Source organism: Bacillus sp. AFS015802 (genome assembly GCF_002561455.1).
In the GTDB taxonomy this organism is placed as follows: domain Bacteria; phylum Bacillota; class Bacilli; order Bacillales; family Bacillaceae_B; genus Rossellomorea.
In genome coordinates this window covers 208838-226323 of sequence record NZ_NTUP01000066.1, presented here as the reverse complement: position 1 = coordinate 226323, position 17486 = coordinate 208838, and the positions used below count along the sequence as shown (strand labels likewise).

The 17486-nt window shown below is 48.5% G+C and carries 16 protein-coding genes and 1 pseudogene; 3 read left to right on the top strand and 14 right to left on the bottom strand.

Features of this window, described 5'->3' with window-relative positions; translation table 11 throughout:
- Positions 1-7: 7 nt before the first annotated feature.
- The 5 genes from CN378_RS18440 to CN378_RS18420 form a co-directional block, all read right to left on the bottom strand.
- The gene (locus CN378_RS18440; protein ID WP_098353956.1) at positions 8-1411 is read right to left on the bottom strand and encodes a sensor histidine kinase; all 1404 of its coding nucleotides are present in this window, start codon (positions 1409-1411) and stop codon (positions 8-10) included.
- A complete protein-coding gene (locus tag CN378_RS18435; protein WP_098354278.1) occupies positions 1401-2102 on the bottom strand; it encodes a response regulator transcription factor in 702 nt (233 codons plus the stop codon). The genes CN378_RS18440 and CN378_RS18435 overlap by 11 nt, the downstream gene beginning before the upstream one ends.
- Before the next feature lie 165 nt (positions 2103-2267).
- Positions 2268-3107, bottom strand: a complete 840-nt coding sequence (locus CN378_RS18430; RefSeq protein WP_098353955.1) for a hypothetical protein — start codon at positions 3105-3107, stop codon at positions 2268-2270.
- Between the two features lie 84 nt (positions 3108-3191).
- Positions 3192-4079, bottom strand: coding sequence for a peptidylprolyl isomerase (locus CN378_RS18425; RefSeq protein WP_098353954.1), 888 nt, complete (start codon positions 4077-4079; stop codon positions 3192-3194).
- Between the two features lie 146 nt (positions 4080-4225).
- On the bottom strand, positions 4226-5509 hold the full coding sequence (locus CN378_RS18420) for a S1C family serine protease (RefSeq protein ID WP_098353953.1): 1284 nt from the start codon (positions 5507-5509) through the stop codon (positions 4226-4228).
- A gap of 215 nt (positions 5510-5724) precedes the next feature.
- Between CN378_RS18420 and CN378_RS18415 the strand changes: the two genes are divergently transcribed.
- Positions 5725-7824, top strand: a complete 2100-nt coding sequence (locus CN378_RS18415) for a peptidoglycan D,D-transpeptidase FtsI family protein (RefSeq protein ID WP_098353952.1) — start codon at positions 5725-5727, stop codon at positions 7822-7824.
- Positions 7825-7883: 59 nt separating this feature from the next.
- On the opposite strand, the gene CN378_RS18410 is transcribed toward CN378_RS18415, so the two are convergent.
- The 3 genes and pseudogenes from CN378_RS18410 to CN378_RS23025 form a co-directional block, all read right to left on the bottom strand.
- Positions 7884-9059: a S1C family serine protease gene (locus CN378_RS18410; protein ID WP_098353951.1), complete on the bottom strand. Its 1176-nt coding sequence runs from the start codon at positions 9057-9059 to the stop codon at positions 7884-7886.
- 151 nt (positions 9060-9210) lie between these two features.
- Positions 9211-10050, bottom strand: coding sequence for a serine/threonine-protein kinase (locus CN378_RS23030; RefSeq protein WP_257141219.1), 840 nt, complete (start codon positions 10048-10050; stop codon positions 9211-9213).
- Between the two features lie 168 nt (positions 10051-10218).
- Positions 10219-10932, bottom strand: a pseudogene (locus CN378_RS23025) (aminoglycoside phosphotransferase family protein); the annotation flags it as partial.
- Between the two features lie 186 nt (positions 10933-11118).
- On the opposite strand from CN378_RS23025, the gene CN378_RS18400 reads away from it, so the two are divergent.
- Positions 11119-11733, top strand: a complete 615-nt coding sequence (locus tag CN378_RS18400) for a lysozyme inhibitor LprI family protein (RefSeq protein ID WP_098353949.1) — start codon at positions 11119-11121, stop codon at positions 11731-11733.
- A gap of 117 nt (positions 11734-11850) precedes the next feature.
- Here CN378_RS18400 and CN378_RS18395 read toward each other — a convergent pair whose 3' ends face one another.
- Positions 11851-12015: an aspartyl-phosphate phosphatase Spo0E family protein gene (locus CN378_RS18395; protein WP_098353948.1), complete on the bottom strand. Its 165-nt coding sequence runs from the start codon at positions 12013-12015 to the stop codon at positions 11851-11853.
- A gap of 203 nt (positions 12016-12218) precedes the next feature.
- Between CN378_RS18395 and CN378_RS18390 the strand changes: the two genes are divergently transcribed.
- Positions 12219-13112 carry a LysR family transcriptional regulator gene (locus CN378_RS18390; RefSeq protein ID WP_179884973.1) on the top strand — a complete coding sequence of 298 codons (894 nt, stop codon included), beginning with the start codon at positions 12219-12221 and terminating at the stop codon, positions 13110-13112.
- Between the two features lie 90 nt (positions 13113-13202).
- Here CN378_RS18390 and CN378_RS18385 read toward each other — a convergent pair whose 3' ends face one another.
- Genes CN378_RS18385 through CN378_RS18365 form a run of 5 tightly spaced genes read right to left on the bottom strand, consistent with a single transcriptional unit; the run spans position 13203 to position 17467 of the window.
- Entirely contained in the window at positions 13203-14183 is a 981-nt protein-coding gene (locus CN378_RS18385) for a ring-cleaving dioxygenase (RefSeq protein WP_098353946.1), read from the bottom strand.
- 20 nt (positions 14184-14203) lie between these two features.
- On the bottom strand, positions 14204-15295 hold the full coding sequence (locus tag CN378_RS18380) for a low temperature requirement protein A (protein ID WP_098353945.1): 1092 nt from the start codon (positions 15293-15295) through the stop codon (positions 14204-14206).
- The gene (locus CN378_RS18375; RefSeq protein WP_179884972.1) at positions 15296-15868 is read right to left on the bottom strand and encodes an NADPH-dependent FMN reductase; all 573 of its coding nucleotides are present in this window, start codon (positions 15866-15868) and stop codon (positions 15296-15298) included. It lies immediately after the preceding gene.
- Positions 15868-16479, bottom strand: a complete 612-nt coding sequence (locus CN378_RS18370; RefSeq protein WP_098353943.1) for an alpha/beta hydrolase — start codon at positions 16477-16479, stop codon at positions 15868-15870. Before CN378_RS18370 ends, CN378_RS18375 begins: the two co-directional genes overlap by 1 nt.
- 1 nt (position 16480) lies before the next feature.
- Positions 16481-17467: a ring-cleaving dioxygenase gene (locus CN378_RS18365; RefSeq protein WP_098353942.1), complete on the bottom strand. Its 987-nt coding sequence runs from the start codon at positions 17465-17467 to the stop codon at positions 16481-16483.
- Positions 17468-17486: the final 19 nt, after the last annotated feature.

The window sequence follows — 17486 nt, the reverse complement described above, 5'->3', positions numbered from 1 at the left end:
TGCTCCCCTACAACGGCAGGCGGATCACAAACGTCGTCCCCTCACCCTTTTCACTGAACACATCAATCGTCCCCTCGTGCATGAGCACCAACTGCTTCACGATGGAGAGGCCGATGCCGAATTCACCGTATGGATTGTTTGTCCGGGACAGGTCCGCTTTGTAGAATCGGCGCCAGATCGACTTGATTTCATCGGGATCTATGCCGATTCCCGTGTCCTGGATTTGGATGACGGTTTCTTTCTCATCGGAGGAGCCGCTTAGGGTAATCGTTCCACCTGAGGTAAATTGGATGCTATTTTTTGTGATGTTGATCAGAATCTGGATGAGCCGGTCGTAGTCAGCATGTATCATGGCTTCTGAGTCTGCCAGGATTCTGATGTCATTCCCTTTCTCTTCCGCCTGGAAATCAAGCTGCTCCTTGATGACTTCGAAGACATCAAGTAACGGCAGGGTCACTTTCGACAGGACCACCTGATTGGAACGGATTTTTTCATAATCCAGATTCTCGTTCACGAGACGGATGAGCCTCTTCGTCTCCTCGCTGACGAGACCAAAGCTCTTCTCCTTCTGTTCTTCGGGGATCATATCGTTCCGGATGCCCTCGATGACGCCGCGGATCGTCGTGAGCGGGGTTCTCAGTTCATGGGACACATCCGCCATGAACTGCCTTCTCCGATTTTCCAGGGCGTCGATTTCTTCTTTCGATGCCTGAAGTTTCGTGACCATTTCATTAAAGTCTTCGGCCAGATCCCCGATTTCATCAAAGTTGGAGCTTGGGACCGACACATCGTAATGACCTGATGACACCCGTGAAGTGGCCTCCCTTATCCGCTGAATCCGTTTGACATGAAGCTTCGACAGGAACAGGCTGACCAAGATCGAAATCGCGAGTACCAGAAGTGCAATCGACAGAAGGTAGTGATTGATCTCACTCAGCACCTCCCTCGAACCGCTGATCGGTGAAATCAGGATCAGTCCGCCCGTCAACTGATCATTGACGACCCGTGGCATGATGACAAGGGATACCGCCTGGTCAAAGCGGCCGAAATCTTTTTTTAACGGAACGGTTTCACCGCTTTCGATCTTTTGCCACTCTTCCTTGGAAAGCTCGATCCGAGGGTACACCCCACCGCTTGAAAAAGATACCTCTCCCTGGCGGTTGAATGTGATCACGTCGATGTTCCTCGCATGAAGCAGGTTGCTGTATTCGTCGAGATACAGAGGCCTTCTCGGGCTTGGCCGTTCAAGGTCGGATAAAATCTTCTCTCCGTACGTACTCAGTTCCGTGACTTTATTTTCATACACAAGATTTTCGACATAGTGGGAAAACAGGAGGCCGAGGATCGTGAACGCGATGAGGAGGACGCTCGTATGACTGAGCAGCAACTGATAGAGATACCTAAACTTCATCCCCGACCGCCGTCTCATCGAATTTATACCCTACTCCCCACACCGTATGCAGATAGGGCTTATCCTTGCTGCCGATTTTATTTCTCAAACGTTTGATATGGACATCCACTGTCCGCTCGTCCCCATAGAAATCATATCCCCATACCCGTTCAAGAAGCTGTTCCCTCGAGAACACCTGCCGCGGATGCCGGGAAAGAAAATGAAGCAGTTCAAATTCCTTTGGGGTCAGGTTCGTTAAGGGGACCCCATTCAGGAACACTTCACGTGTTTCCTTACTGATCCTGATGTCAGACGTAGCCACATCCTGCGTTCCCGTACTGTTTTTCTCCCCTTGATACCGTCGGGTGACGGCCCGGATCCTTGCCATCAGGGCAAGGGGCGAGAAAGGCTTGGTCACATAATCGTCGGCCCCGAGCTCAAGACCGAGCACCTGATCCGACTCACTATCCTTCGCCGTCAGCATGATGATCGGAACCTGTGACCCTTCCTCCCTGATTTTCCGGCAAATCGTCACGCCGTCCATCCCCGGCAGCATCCAGTCCAGGATGACGAGATCCCACTCCCCTTCCCTGTAACGACGGTACCCTTCAGCCCCGTCGTGGACAAACTCCCCCTGAATATCTTCTTTCGTAAAAAACATCTCAAGCATGCTTGTGACGCTTTGATTATCTTCCACCACCAGCACGTTCATGAACATCGCTCCCTTCTGAGCCATGGGGACAGGTACCGTGGCCCGGCCTGGGACCTGTCCCCCATGGCTCCCTCTCTACATAAAGTATAGTCGTTTTCCCCGATCCGTTCTATGTATTTACTCCCAATGGAAAAACCCCCGCTCACTTGGCGGGGATTCCCTGACTTATAACGCTACACTTTCAGATCCTGCTGTTGTTTCATCACTTCGGTCAGCATCGTACCCTTTTCCATGTCCCGGTCCGTGATGCCCCTTACCTCCCTTTCGGAAAAAGAAGCCTTCTTCCTTATTGAAAGGGAAGAAATCCAGTTTCTTTGCTTCAACCCCATGCTCGGTCATGATTTCCTTCATCAGTTCCCTGGAGGTTTTGCCTTCCGTTTCAAGACCTAATTCTTTCGCCGCTTTCAGTACGGAAGCTTCAAATACCTCCTGCTTCAACACATGACGATCTTTTCCATCTGTCTTGATGCCAAGATCCTTTGCCTGTTTCATGAGAGCGGCTTCTCTTACTTCATCGGCAAGTGCTTCGAGGTCCTTGCCGTCGGTTTCCACTCCCAGTTCTTTGGCTTTTTGTTTCACCAGGGCTTCCCTCACTTCTTGAGCCAATTCCACCTGATCTTTTCCTTCCGCGGAGATCCCCAGTTCCTTCGCTTTGTTGTTCAGCTCCACTTGCCGGATTTCATCCATGACGGCACGATGATCTTTTCCTTCGGTGTCGATTCCCAATGCTTCCGCTCTTTTTTCAAGTTCGGCATCCATGATCGCCTTGGCGAGTTCCCCGGCATCCTTACCTGTGCTGTCGATCCCAAGTTCCCCGGCTTTTTCCTTCAACTGCTCTTCATTCAGGTGGAACTTCCCGTGACCGCCTTGATGCTTGCCGAATACCTGTCCCACCTTTTCACTGACAACCGTCTGGCCCTCTTCTTCCGCGGCAAAAGCCGGAATGGCCCCCGCGATCCCAATCGCCAATACACCGGCCAACGCAAATGTTCTCTTGCTCTTCATTTGATTTCCTCCTTTTATAGGTTGCAGCTGCACTTACAGTATTTCCGGAAAATATGACGAAATCATGAACAAACCATGGCCGGTTTATGAATCTTTCAACAGATTTTCAATCTTATAATCCTCTTTCTTTTCCTGGAGCCACGTTCCATACTCCGTTTGGAGGGCTTGATCAAAGAGGATGTCTTTGATTTCATCTTTATGATCGGCAAGAACCGCTTCCTTCGCTTCTTTTTTGCCCGTTACCTTGATGATATGGTAGCCGAATTCCGTTTTGACCGGCTCACTGATTTCCCCTTTTTTCATGGAGAATGTCTTGTCATCAAACGCCTGCACCATTTCCCCTTTGCCGAAATAACCAAGCTCCCCGCCTGACTCGGCATTCGAGGTATCAGTGGAATATTTCTTGGCAAGCTCGGCAAAATCTCCTCCGTCATCAAGCTTCGCCTTCACTTCATTTGCCGTTTTTTCATCTTTCACTAAAATATGGCTCGCCTCTACCTGTTCTGCCTGAGCAAACGTATCCTTATTCGCTTCAAAGTATTCCTTTATCTGATCATCCGTAATCGTAACCCTGTCCTTCAACAATTTTTCCGTCAGCAGGAACGTCCTGATATTCTCTTTGACACTCTCAAGACTCGTCCCGCTTGAAGCCAGCGCCTCCTTGAATGCCTCATCGCTGTCATACTGTCCTTTGATGTTCTTCAGCTCTTCATCAATCTCACTATCCTTCACCGTGAGATCTTTCTTCTCACTCTCAAGCTTCACAATCTTTTCGGCGATCAATGTATCCAGGGCGCCATCCCCGTACTGATCCACAAGGGTCGTATACAAATCCTCTTTACTGATCGACTCGCTCCCTACCTTCGCCACGACTTCCTCTTTAGAAAAACCAAACACGGCAAGCAGTGAACCGAGAAGGACAATGCCTCCGATGATGCTCCATAATGTGATCGATCGTTTGTTTTTACTCACTTATTCGTACTCCTTTTTCTGTTCAATTTATTGGCAGGTGTTTTGGTACCAGGTACATTTGGGGATGGTTTGTACCTGGTACATCCTGCTCTAATTGTGCCTGGTACAACTCACCCGGTTTGTACCAGGTACACACACATCACACCTTATCCATTCATCATCGCATTACTGGTAAGTGTCAGGCTCACCGTCATTTTTTTCCCGTCACGGTAGATGGTTAAGTCGATTTTATCCCCGACTTTCAAATCACCGTACAGCTGTCTTCTTAAGTCGGCGACATTCTCGACTGATTTGCCGTTCATCGCGGTGATCGCATCGCCTTCTTTGATACCGGCATCAGCGGCTGCGGATGTCGGGTCGATATTGGCAATGACCACTCCGGACTCAACTGATTCCGGGAGATTCGGCAGGTACGAGCGTGGAATATCAGCAAGGTTCTTCATTCCGATTCCGATATACGGCCGCTCCACTTTTCCTGTTTTGATGATTTCGCTGACGATCGGCATGAAGTCCTTGCTTGGAATCGCAAATCCAAGTCCTTCCACACCGGAGTTCGAGATCTTCGCGCTGTTGATCCCGATCAATTCACCCTTGGAGTTCAGGAGAGCCCCTCCGCTGTTACCAGGGTTGATCGCTGCGTCGGTTTGGATGACGTTGAGTTCAGACTCTCCTTCTGACGTTTGAACGGGAATCGTACGGTCGACGGCACTGACGATTCCTTGTGTCACGGTTCTTGATAAGTCCAGTCCAAGGGGGTTCCCGATCGCGATCACCTGTTCACCTGCACGCAGGGCACTTGAGTCCCCGACTTCCAACAGGTTGTCTGCATATTTCCCGTCAATTTTCACGACGGCAAGGTCCGTCAGTGGATCGGCACCGATCAGTTCACCCTCGGTCTTTTCACCGTCATAGAGTGATACTTCAATTTTCGAAGCCCCCTCGATCACATGGTTATTGGTGATGATGAACGCACTGTCCCCTTCTTTTTTAAAAAGAACGCCCGAACCTGTACCGGCCGGAGCCGCCTGTGATGATCCCATGTTGCTCTGCTGCTGATAGTTGACGATTCCAACGATGGACTCTGAGGCATCCTCCACAATACTGGCTACATCCCCACTGCCCGCAGTGGATACGGACGTTGGCGTGATCCCTGAATCCGCTGCCGTGTCTGTCTGTCCTTGATTGGCTGATTGTTGGATACTGTTCTGGGCCAGGTTCTGATAGTAATCCGTTTGAGGCAATACGGTCAGCGTCAGGACCGAACCGATGATTCCGGCACCGACCGTGTTCAGGAATCCACGTCCTTTAAATGTCTTTTTCGGTTTGGGGCTTCTTTGCATACCCTCTTTCGTAACTTCATTCTGATTGACCTCTGTATCATTTATTTCTGTATGATTCAATTCTTCATTATGATTGTTATGTTCCAACATGTTATTTCCTCCTCTATTGATTTTGCCTGTTGAACTTTGCTGTTGATTTCATCTTAAGAGGTAAATATTACGAAACTATTAACAATGTGTGTATAGGTTGGGAAGATTTCTGGTTGAATGAATCGATTTCGTGAACGATGCACCATATCTCTTGGGTTTTTGTCATGGCTTTGTTTTAATTGTAATAAAGTCAAATGGATAAAATGGTGATTGTAATGAAGGAAAAAAACAGAACAGAGCGGACCATAAAGAGGGTACTTCCTAAACGGATGAAGATTCTCTTTATTACCGTGTTTTTTTTATTCAGCGCGCTGATCGTAAGGCTCGGCATGGTTCAGATTGCGAACGGACAGTCTTATGAAAAGGCGGTTGAGAAGAAGGAAAGCCTGACGGTGGATTCTCCCGTTCCGAGAGGGAGCATATATGACCGGAACGGAAAGGTGATTGTCGATAATAAACCACAGCGGGCGATCACCTTTACCCGGACGTCGGATTCGACTCAGAAGGAATTGATGCAGGTGGCCAAGAAGCTGGCTGGGATGATTGACGTCGAGACCGAATCGCTCACGACAAGGGATAAGAAGGATTTCTGGATCCTGATGAATCCATCCAAGGCAGAGAAGAAGGTCTCCCCTTCTGAAGTCGACCGCATCCAGGGTGAGAAGGGGCTTTCAGCGAAAGAAGCCGATCAGAAGATTTATCAACTGAAGCTTGACCGCATCAGTGAAAAGGAATGGTCTTCTTTTACCCAAGAAGAATGTGAAGTGCTCGCCATCTATCAAACTATTTCAAAAGGGTATGCCCTTTCCCCTCAAATCGTGAAGAACAAAGGGGTGACCATCACGGAATATGCACAGGTGAGCGCACATCTCGATCAATTGCCGGGGGTGAACGTCACCACGGATTGGACCAGGGCTTATCCCCTTGATCACACTCTACGTTCCGTGCTTGGAGACGTATCGTCTACCAGGGAAGGGATTCCGAAAGATCTCATCCAAAAATATCTGGCAGAAGGATATAACCGGAATGACCGTGTGGGAACAAGTTACCTGGAATTAAAGTATGAAGACTTATTGAACGGTCAGAAAAAGAAGGTAAAAAACATCATCAAGGATGGGCAGGTCGTCGGGACAAAGGTCATCCAGAAGGGACAGAGCGGCAAGGACCTTGTGCTCAGCATCGATGTTGAACTGCAAAAAGAGATCGAGAAAATCGTACAAGAAGAACTATCGAAACACATCGGTACAAAGGGTTCTCCTTATCTGGACCGTGCCTTTGTCGTCATGATGGACCCTCACACGGGGGAAATCGAGGCGATGGTCGGTCAGAAAGTGAAGGAAATCCATCCAAACGGAAAAATTGAATTTGAGGATTATTCTTTAGGAGCATATACCACTTCCTATGAATCAGGCTCCGTCGTCAAAGGGGCCACCCTTTTGACCGGGTACATGACCAATCACATTGAGCCTGGTGAAATGATCGTGGATGAGCCCCTCTATATTAAAGGAACACCTAAGAAAACGTCATGGTTCAATGTATGGGGACAGCAAACGGGACCGATCAGTGATCTCTATGCCCTGGAGAAATCCTCTAACGCATACATGTGGAAAGTGGCTCTCCGGATTGCCGGGAACCGATATCTCCCTCACGAACCGATTCACCTGAAAGGCGACCCATTCCGTACCTTCAGGGAACATTTCGCCCAAATGGGTCTGGGTGTGCCAACGGGAATCGATCTCCCCGGGGAGTCTCCCGGATATCAGGGAACCGCTGAACATCCGGGACTGCTCCTTGACTTTGCGATCGGGCAATATGACACCTACACACCCATGCAGCTGGCACAATACGTTTCCAGCATCGCCAATGGAGGAGAACGGGTTCAGCCCCATCTGTTAAAAGAAGTACGTGAACCTTCCAACCAGCCGCACCGGTTAGGGAGCGTCGTGTATAAGCAGGAACCAGAGGTGCTGAACCGGATCGATGCATCCCGTAAAGAAATCGAACACGTTCAAAAAGGATTCTACCGGGTCTTTCACGGGGCAGAAGGTACGGCCAATCTGTTCAAGGATGCTCCGTACAATGCAGCCGGGAAATCGGGAACAGCTGAGGCCTTTTACAAAGGACCGGATATGGAGAGTGCCGAACCAACCTACAACACGACTCTTATCGGATATGCACCATTCAACAATCCGGAAATCGCCTTCTCAACCGTCGTCCCATGGTCCCACCAGGAACATGATCCTTACATCAATAAAGTCATTTCCAAACGGGTCATGGATACGTATTTTGAATTAAAAAAGGAAGAGAGCGAATAAATCAAAAGAGAGGCCCCTAAGCAGCATGTGCTTGGGGGCCTCTCTTTTTTGATAGACAACTACTGTAAATCGCTAAGCGTTAAGGTCGTCGTCTTCTGTTCTCCATTCCGGTAGTAGGTCACTTCCACTTTGGAGCCTACTTCCTTTTCGTTATAAAGATATTTCCTCAGGTCACTGACTTTCGTCATTTTCTCACCATCCAGCATGGTAATGACATCATATTGCTGCAAACCAGCTTCTCCTGCAGGTGTACCAGGCTCCGCTTGTCTGACGACGATTCCTTCCTTCACTTCATCAGGAAGATTGAGTGGTTCATCATAGTATTGAGACGGAATCTGCGATAATGAAACCGGTACGATGCCGATGAATGGGCGCTTCACTTCCCCGTACTCCCTCAGATCCTTCAGAGCGGGAAGGGCAATATCCACAGGAATGGCGAATCCGATTCCTTCTACATTTTCCATCGCGATCTTGGAGGAATTGATGCCAATCAGCTCACCATCCATATTAATCAACGCGCCTCCTGAGTTCCCGGGATTAATGGAGGCATCCGTCTGAATCACTTCGGACTGCCAATCCACTGCCCCATCCTTATTGATATCAACAGGCATGGAACGGTCGGCGGCACTGATGACCCCTGCCGTGACAGTCCCGGCCAGGAACCCTAATGGATTCCCGATGGCAATGGCACGTTGACCCGGCTTAAGACTTGATGATTTCCCTATTTCAATCACATCCTTCACTTTCCCCGAATCCACTTCCAGAACCGCCAAATCCAACAGTGCATCGGAACCAAGCAGTTTAGCAGGGATCTTGGACCCATCATTCAACGCGACTTCGAGCTTAGAAGCCCCTTCCACAACGTGATGGTTGGTGACAATGTAAGCCTTATTTCCTTCTTTTTCATAAATGACACCCGAACCAGATCCTGCTGGTTGAGGTTCAGAGCCTTCGAACATATTTCCGCCTTTAAAATTTACCACACTGACGACGGATGGCCGGCTCTTCTCAACCGCTTCTGCAATGGAACCTCCTCCATCAACACCCTCAGCACTAGCCTTCACGGTCGTCGACTTAGAAGTCGCCTCTTCTGTCCCCTCCTTACCGGGGATATTGAAACCTTCAATCACCAGGAACATCACCAGCACGCCAAGAACAAAGGACACAATGGCCGTTCTCACTGGTTTTACCCTTGTCTTCCTTCCCCTCTTGTCATCATTCATTTCGTTCACCATGTATCAACCCTTTCTATACATTTATTCCTTCTTCCAAAATCAGAATAATAGGAATACATAGTTCTTCTTTACCCTTTATTAAGAGAAGATAAAAGTGAAATGGGCATTTTGAAAGCCACGGGGACAGATCCCGTGGCTCACAAATCCATTTTTAAACGGGGACAACGCGCCTGTCCCACTCTCTCTTAAACTCCGTAAGCGACTGCTGACGCTTTTCCCGGTCATCACTCACCGCTCTCAGCGCCACTTCATATAACTCTCCGCTCAGTCTCCATTTTCCCATGGAACGATCCTTCTCGCCGCCAAACAACGCAAAGGCCGTGGCTCCCATCACATACACGTTCGTGATTTCATCAATCGCTGCACCTTCCTGGAATTCTTCAGGCGACATGAAGCGTGATGACCCCCACATCCTGCCCATTGTGTTGATATAGGGGCGTTTAGAATACAGGTCGATATCACAGATCACGGTCTCTTTTTTCACAAAATCATATAAAATACTGCCGTCGTAGAAATCGATGGCCACATACCCTTTCTCCACTGTATGAATGTGAAAGTCGAGGATGGCATGGAAGACGTTCAACCTTGTGCTGTCTGTCATCTGCATGAACTTCTCCCGTGACCGGGGATACATCCTCCCCATGCATTCCCCGTCCGTCCATTCAAAGATGGCGGCAAACCCTTCACCGACTTCCTCGGCCCGGATCAATCTCACTAAATGGGGATGAGCCAGATCTTCATACACGTTCACGGCAGACTTCAACCCGGCGATCGCCTCTTCCGGTTTGCCTTCAAATCGCACGGTCGGGGCACCGGCGAATTTGATGAACCGTCTCTCTTCACCGTCCCTGACCCCGAAACAGATATTGCCCGAGTCCTGATCGTCATAGACTTTAAAGACTTCTCCGTACTTTTTTATAAAAGAGAAATCGAACAGTGCCTTTAATTTATACGGAATGCCATCGATGTACTGAACATAAAAGTCCTCCACATACCACGTCGGCACAGGATTTGTCATCCCGTCAAACCAGCCGATCACTTCCTTCGCCTGCTTCTTCATGACGGCAATTTCCTCTTCACCGAACCTCATCGCCCACGGGATGGAGGACAGCATATTGCTGCTGATGTAAAAGGCCATGAGCTTGAAGAAATCCTCCGGCGGTCTTCCGTTGAAATAGCCATCGAGCTGTCCCGTGGCAAAATGGGGACTCGCCGATGCACTGAAGGCGATGCGGTTGAACTCTTCCCAAGGATCACCGAAATCATGGCGGTTGAAATCGATGATGGAGAGTTCACCAGCTTCGGAAATGACCATATTCCCCACGTGGTAATCACCGTGATGGAAGGTTTGCGGACGGCCGGCGAGGAGATGCCTGTTTGCCTCTATGTATTCTAAGATAAGGTCACCGCTTTCGATCTTGAGGGGACAATCCTGGTACTGCTCTATCTTCTTATCCACTTTTCGATTGAACTTCGTTTCCCACCTTTCCTCCTCTGGAGGCGCAGGTGTGGAGTGGACTTCCCGCAGATAACGGCCCGACTTCAGACCAAGCTCATATTGCTCCGTATCCGTCAGCTTCGGGAGGATCTCCGCAGCATCTTCTCCCTCACACCAGGTAAAAAGGGTATACACTAGTTGGCCATCATCACACATTCCAAATTCCAAAGGCTTCGACATCGGAAGGCCCGATTCAGCCAAACGCTTCATCGCTTCAAATTCGCTCTTCTTACTCTCATATTCGGAGGCGTCCGCCGTCCGGAGCAGCAGCCTTTCTCCTGTTTCTGCTTCCACATAATACTTCTTATCACTCGACCAGCCTTTGGTGATCGGGTCAATCTTTTTAAAAACGAAATTCGTTTTGATCGTATGCATACAGCACCTCCAGTGAGCCACGGGGACAGGTCCCTCGGCCTGTTCAGTTTACCAGATTCATAATCCTAATTTTACCAGAAGGGAGTTCGACTTGGGAACGGTAAAGAGGGATATTAGAAGGATATATTTGGGTATGTTAAAATAATCCAAGAATTGAATTTTTTACAAGAGATGGGAGCAGTAACAATGAAGAGAAGGAACATGTTTACCACGGTGACCTTATCCGCTATGTTATTCGCGGGAATGTCCGCCTGTAGCCAATCTTCCGGAGAGGATGCTGCCAATCAGCCTGAATCGGAGGCAGTTCCCGCAAGCACAGAGAAGGATGACTCATCCGTATCGGATATCAATGAAAAGGACCAAACAGAAGAACCATCCGCAGAAAAGAATGACACAGACAGCTCAGAACAGGATACTCCAGTCAAAAAAGCAGAAGGTAAACAAACCTACATAGAAAAACTGGACAACATCCAAAAAGAACTCGATGCCATGCCGGAAAAGAAGGATTCAGATAAAGGCGTCACCAACGCCATGAAAAGCTACTACGGAGTATCTTACGAAAAATATGATGATGCCTTGAATGAGATGTATGCCCTGTTGAAAAAAGAGCTTTCGCCAGAGGTCATGGCGGAACTACAAACGGAACAAGTGAAATGGATTAACCTGAAAGAAGAAAAGGCAGAGAAGGAAAGACTGAAGTATGAGGGTGGCACGTTTGAATATGTCGCTTGGTACATCTCGTTGTATGAGTCGACGAAGGCTCGGTGCTATGAATTGGTGGAGGAGTATATGACGGATTAAATGAAGTAAGTTTATGGAGGGAAGTTTCGGGACTTCCCTCTTTCTATTGGACATTCAGATTTTCTTTGTTGATCCGTTCACTGTGCATACTTAGAACCGCCCCCTTGTTCAACTGTCCTAAAGGGACGGCTTCCTCTTTTCCGCCAGGTTTAATAATGCATCAAGCTTTTGGCTGATGTGGATGGTTTGTTGACTATTTATACCGCTCTGCTTAACGGACTGTCTTAACTGTTCTTTCATTTCTTCTATCTGCTCATAAATGGCAGGGCGTTCACTAATCATGTGGATCCTCCAGCTTCTACTTATAAGACTGCTTCATGCAACCCTCTCCTCTGAATGTATGGGATATCCCCCGGTCATCCATCCTGTTAATGAGAAGCGGCTTCAAGCAACCTATCACTAGTATAATTCCCTGAACTTATTTAAGTAAATTTAATCAAATTTAACATATAATAAAGAAAAACTTAATGGAGTGTTTAACTGATATGAATATGGACCAAATCAAGTACATCTTAGAGGTCACGAAAGAACGTTCCATAACAAGGGCTGCCAAGAAGCTGCATTTATCCCCTTCTGCTGTCAGCCAGTCGATCACTCAGCTGGAACGGGAACTCGGCGTCACAATTTTCAACCGCTCTAGGCAAGGAACGGTGCCCACTCGAGATGGCAAAAAGATCATCCATACGGGAATCGATATTCTGGAGAAGCTCGAGGAACTGCAAACTGAACTTTCGGAAACCCCTCCCTCGACTTCTTTGAAAATAGGGTGCGGGCCCTCCATGACATATGTTTTGTACGATGCTTTCGTGCTCTTCAATCAGGAACATCCTTATGTAGAGATTGAAATCATTGAGATGGATCAGGATGAAGTATGGGAAGCGTTTTCCTGCAGGGACGTTGATCTCGCTTTCTCCCCGTTTACGAAGGAAGAATTACGGAAGCAGTCTTTGCGTGAATCCATTGGCTATGAACGCTTATACACAGGTGAGGCATGTGCGTGTGTCAGCAAGCACTCCCCTCTTTACCATAAGGAATTCCTCTTGGAAGAAGATATCCGCAACGAGAAGATCGTGATCTATAACTCCAAGCGGGCCAAAGCCCTGAACGAGCAGTATATCAAGGATTCTTCCATCCTCTTCACATCAAATAATATTGAAGTATTGAAGAAAGCCGTCCTTGACGGGCAGGCGATCTGCATCATCTATGATTTCACCTTTAAGAATCACCAGGACGTCCTGAATGGAAACCTGGCGATTATCCCTTTGAGAAAGGAACACGTCACCGGGTACGATTTCTGGGCTATGTATCCCAAGAAGCCTTCCCTTTCCAAAGAAGGCCGACAGTTTACCAAGATCGTCAGAGAGTTGATCCAACGGTAAAAAAACAGCCGCACATCACCCATGAGTGACTGCGGCCGTTTTCACGTTCACGCTTCCTTTTTCGGAAGCACAAGAACCGTCTCCGTGCTCCTAATACTCTTTCTTGATGTCTTTCGTGCTTCTGGTCGTATCGATCGGGCGGACTCTACTCTCAATTTCTGCTCTCTTGGATTCGAGGAAAGGAGGCAGTGACAACTTTTCTCCCAGCGTCTCGTACGGTTCATCCCCCATGAAACCAGGGCCATCGGTGGCAAATTCAAACAGGATATGAGGAGAAACTCTGACATAAAGGGATTCAAAGAAGAATCGATTCACGTAGCCTGATGTGTGGAATCCCATCCCCTCGATCCGGTCAATCCATTGGTTCAGCTCCTCGCGGTCAGCGACGCGGAAGGCAACGTGATGGACTGTCCCATATCCTTGTTGGGACTGTGGCATAGAAGTATCATGCTCAACTATAACCTGCGCCCCATTACCTCCTTCACCTGCCTCGAATAGGTGGGATTTGCCCTCACTTCCAATTTCCCTGAATAGAAGGACTTCCTCCAGCATCCCTTTAAAGAAATCGAATTCCCTGATCCGGATGAAGACCGGGCCCAGACCCGTGATGGCGTACTCCAGTGGAATCGGTCCATCCTGCCACGGAGTACCGGATGGGACTCCGTTGTTTCCTTCATCTGATATCAATTGATACTGCTGATCATCAAAGTCTGTGAACGACAGTGTTTTCTTATTGAATTGAACGCGGATACCGGAATGATCGATATTCAGCCGATCGAATCTCTTTACCCAGTAATCCAGTGCTTCATCACTTGGAACACGGAAGGAAGTCTTTGAGATTTCATTCGTTCCATGAGTTCCTTTCGGGATGTTCGGGAAATCGAAAAATGTCATATCAGTTCCCGCACTTCCCTTATCGTCGGCAAAGAACAGATGGTACGTCTGGATGTCATCTTGATTCACCGTTTTTTTCACAAGGCGCATCCCGAGCACATAAGTGAAGAACTCATATATTTTCTCGGCACTGCTTGCGATGGCCGTAACATGATGGATCCCTTTTAATTCATTCATCTAACATTCTCCTTTTTCAATTATTTGACCGTGACGAACGCATACACAATAAAGAAGCAGGCAAGTTCAATGAAGACCACGGTTTCTTCAACGGGCAGAAAGAAGCTTCCTGACCATAGCAGCGCAATCAAACTCAACAATGTGATAAAATGCTTCATGCCAAGGCGTGTCTGTGGATGCCTGTATTTATGAAAGACAGACGTCGTCCCGATAAAGTATAGAAACGTGGCGCCAAACGTCAGTGAAACAAATAGCTCTTTATTCAGGGAATAGAGGAAACCTACCTGGATCATGGCAGCGATGACGCTCATTGACATGAAGATGACCAAATGACCGTAGATGATCAACTGCCCGGACGTTTTACTTTCTTTATCGATCTTCTTCTCCATATTCTCAAAGTACTGCCACCACATGGCCATCACCAGGGTGAAAGAAATGAAAAGCACAAACAGCCCTTTTCCAAGATCCCCCGCTCCATTCACGATGGCAACGATACTGACAATGAACTCCCCAAACAAGATGATGGTGAGAAGACCGAATCTCTCCAATAAATGAGGCGTATGGATCGGGACCCTCTTCAGATGCTTCCGCCCAATTATAGGAATGAGAATATCGATCGCGATTCCCATATACAGCACAAAATATCTGAACCAACCATCAAACAGGATCGATCCGAGGGAAATCATCCCCCCTATCAGGAACCCGAATCCCAAATACCTTGCCAGGGCTTTCCGATTTCCTGCTTCCATTCTCGCTGTCATCAAGTATTGAATGGCGGTCACAAACCGGATTCCTAAATACCCTATCAAAAAAGGAAGGAAATAGGCATCGAAATCAACGGAAAGACTGGCAGTCATGAGTATGACGAACATCATCTGGACCGTCATCCAAATCCGGTCTTTCACCGAATCCTCTCCATACCGGTTAATGTAAAGAGTCTGCCCGACCCACGCCCACCAAATCGGGATGAAGATCAGGATAAATTTCATGAAGTATTCCGGGTGGATATGCCCATCTTCAACATGCACCAATGTATGCGTCACGGTGGCAATGGCCGCGACGAAAATCAAGTCATTAAATAATTCAATCCAATTGACTTTTTTATGGGGCACTTAGGATCCCTTCCCTTTATACAATTCCACAAATTCCGTGAATCCATGAATGAAGCCTTGAAGGTGGGTAAGGGTGCGCTCATCCTCGAGCTTCATGGTCTCATGATTGATCTTCTTATGCACCTCTCCCACCAACACTTTCGGGGCACTCATCACGTTGACATTCATCGCAACAAGGGTCTGACGCAGCTGCATTTGGGATAACCCTGTCCCCCCGCTTCCCGGTGTCGCACCCGCCACGGCCGCCGGCATCCCATTCAGGACTGCTTTCCTCGGTGGACGGGACGCCCAGTCCAGTGCATTCTTCAAGCCGCCCGGGATCCCCGAGTTGTACTCGGGGGTGATGATCAATACTCCATCCGCTTCCCTCAGTTGGTCCCTGAATGCAACGACCTCTTCAGGATCGCCTTCCTTTTCAAGATCTTCGTTGAATAAAGGCAAGGTGCCGATCTCCATGAAAGTCATCTCCCATTGGTCTTTTGCTTCTTCTTCAATCGCCTGAAGGAGTTTCTTGTTAAAGGAATCCTTTCGCAGGCTCCCGCACACGGCGGCGATTTTTAGACGTTGGTTCATCATTCTCTCTCCCTGTCATTTCTATTTTTCCACCACTTGGTCGCTTCCTTGAACTCCGATTTCATCAATTCGTGGCCGTGATCGGTGATATGCATGGACACATCCGCACCCAGACGTGTAAGATGAGCCTTCAATTGAAACGCCTCTCCCGGCAGAGTGACCTGGTCCACGGCCCCTGCGGTCATGAGGATTCTCATGCCCTCCAAGTGACTATCTTCAAATGCCCTCAAGGGGTGACTTGGATGAAACAGCATGGCGCTTCTGAACAGATCAGGCCGATGCAGCAGCAGGCTCGTCGCCATATTAGCTCCATTTGAATACCCGATGAGATGGAAGCTTTCCACCTCATACTCTGCCGCCGCTTTTTCCAGAAAATCAAGGATTTCCGGTGTTTTTTCAAGTAGGGAGGCTTCATCCATTTTCCCGTCTTTTGTACGGGCAAAATAGCGGAACTGTCCATTTTCGATGATCTCTCCCCTCAACCCGAGGACAGATAGGGACGGATCCACTTGACCTGCTATAGGCAGCAAGTCGGTTTCCCTTCCCCCGGTTCCGTGTAAAAGCAGAAAGGTCTGCCGGGACTCTTCACTTCTATGAAAAAAGTGCTTCATATCATTCACTCCTTCCTTTTATGGTAGAAGGTAATGGCTTTAAATGGGCTTCGATTTCTTTCCGGCGATCTTCTAGGAAAGTCGGCAGGGATAATCGTTCCCCAAGCTCATGGATCGGTTCATCCTGATCAAATCCCGGACCGTCGGTGGCAAGCTCGAACAGGATGCCATTCGGTTCCGTGACATAAAGGGACTTGAAATAATAACGATCCACGAATCCCGATGTCTTAAAGCCGTCCGCTTCAAGATGCCGGACCCACTCCAAGAGCTCCTCCTCCGTATCGACCCGGAAGGCTACATGATGAACGCTTCCCCGGCCCTGCCTTTCATCCGGGAGATCTTTCCGCTGTTGGACATGAAGTTCCGATCCATTGCCGCCTTCCCCTGTTTCGAAGACATGTACAAGGCGGGAAGGTTTCTCATCCGTCCTGTATTCCCCGGATGGCCTGTACCCCATTAGCTCCGTGAGCACCTGCACGGTCGGTTCCAGATATCGGACCGAGAGCATCACCGGACCAAGACCCGTAATCCCATATTCTTCAGGGATACCGGCTCCCGTCCACGCTTTGCCGGGGGCTGTCCCTTTGTTATTCTGATCAGAGACCAGGACCATTTCATGATCCTCTGAATCCCGGAAAGGCAGGACGGCATGTCCGAAACGCTCGGTGATCGGATTATACCGGACACCCAATTCCTCAAAGCGATTCTTCCAATACTCGAGGGCATCGTCGGTCTTCACCCGAAACGACATGCCGGAAATGCTGTTTGTACCAGGATGCTTCCTTGCCATATTCGGGATTTCAAAGAAGCTCAGCCCCGTTCCGGGATTCCCCTTTTCATCCCCGTAGAACAGATGATAATAAGAGGGGTTATCCTGATTGACGGTTTTCTTCACTAACCTGAGTCCCAGGATCCTCGTGTAGAAATCGAGGTTCTGCCTGGCATTTGCCGTCAAGGATGAAACGTGATGGATTCCTTTCAATTTCATGGTAACAACCTCCCTTAGG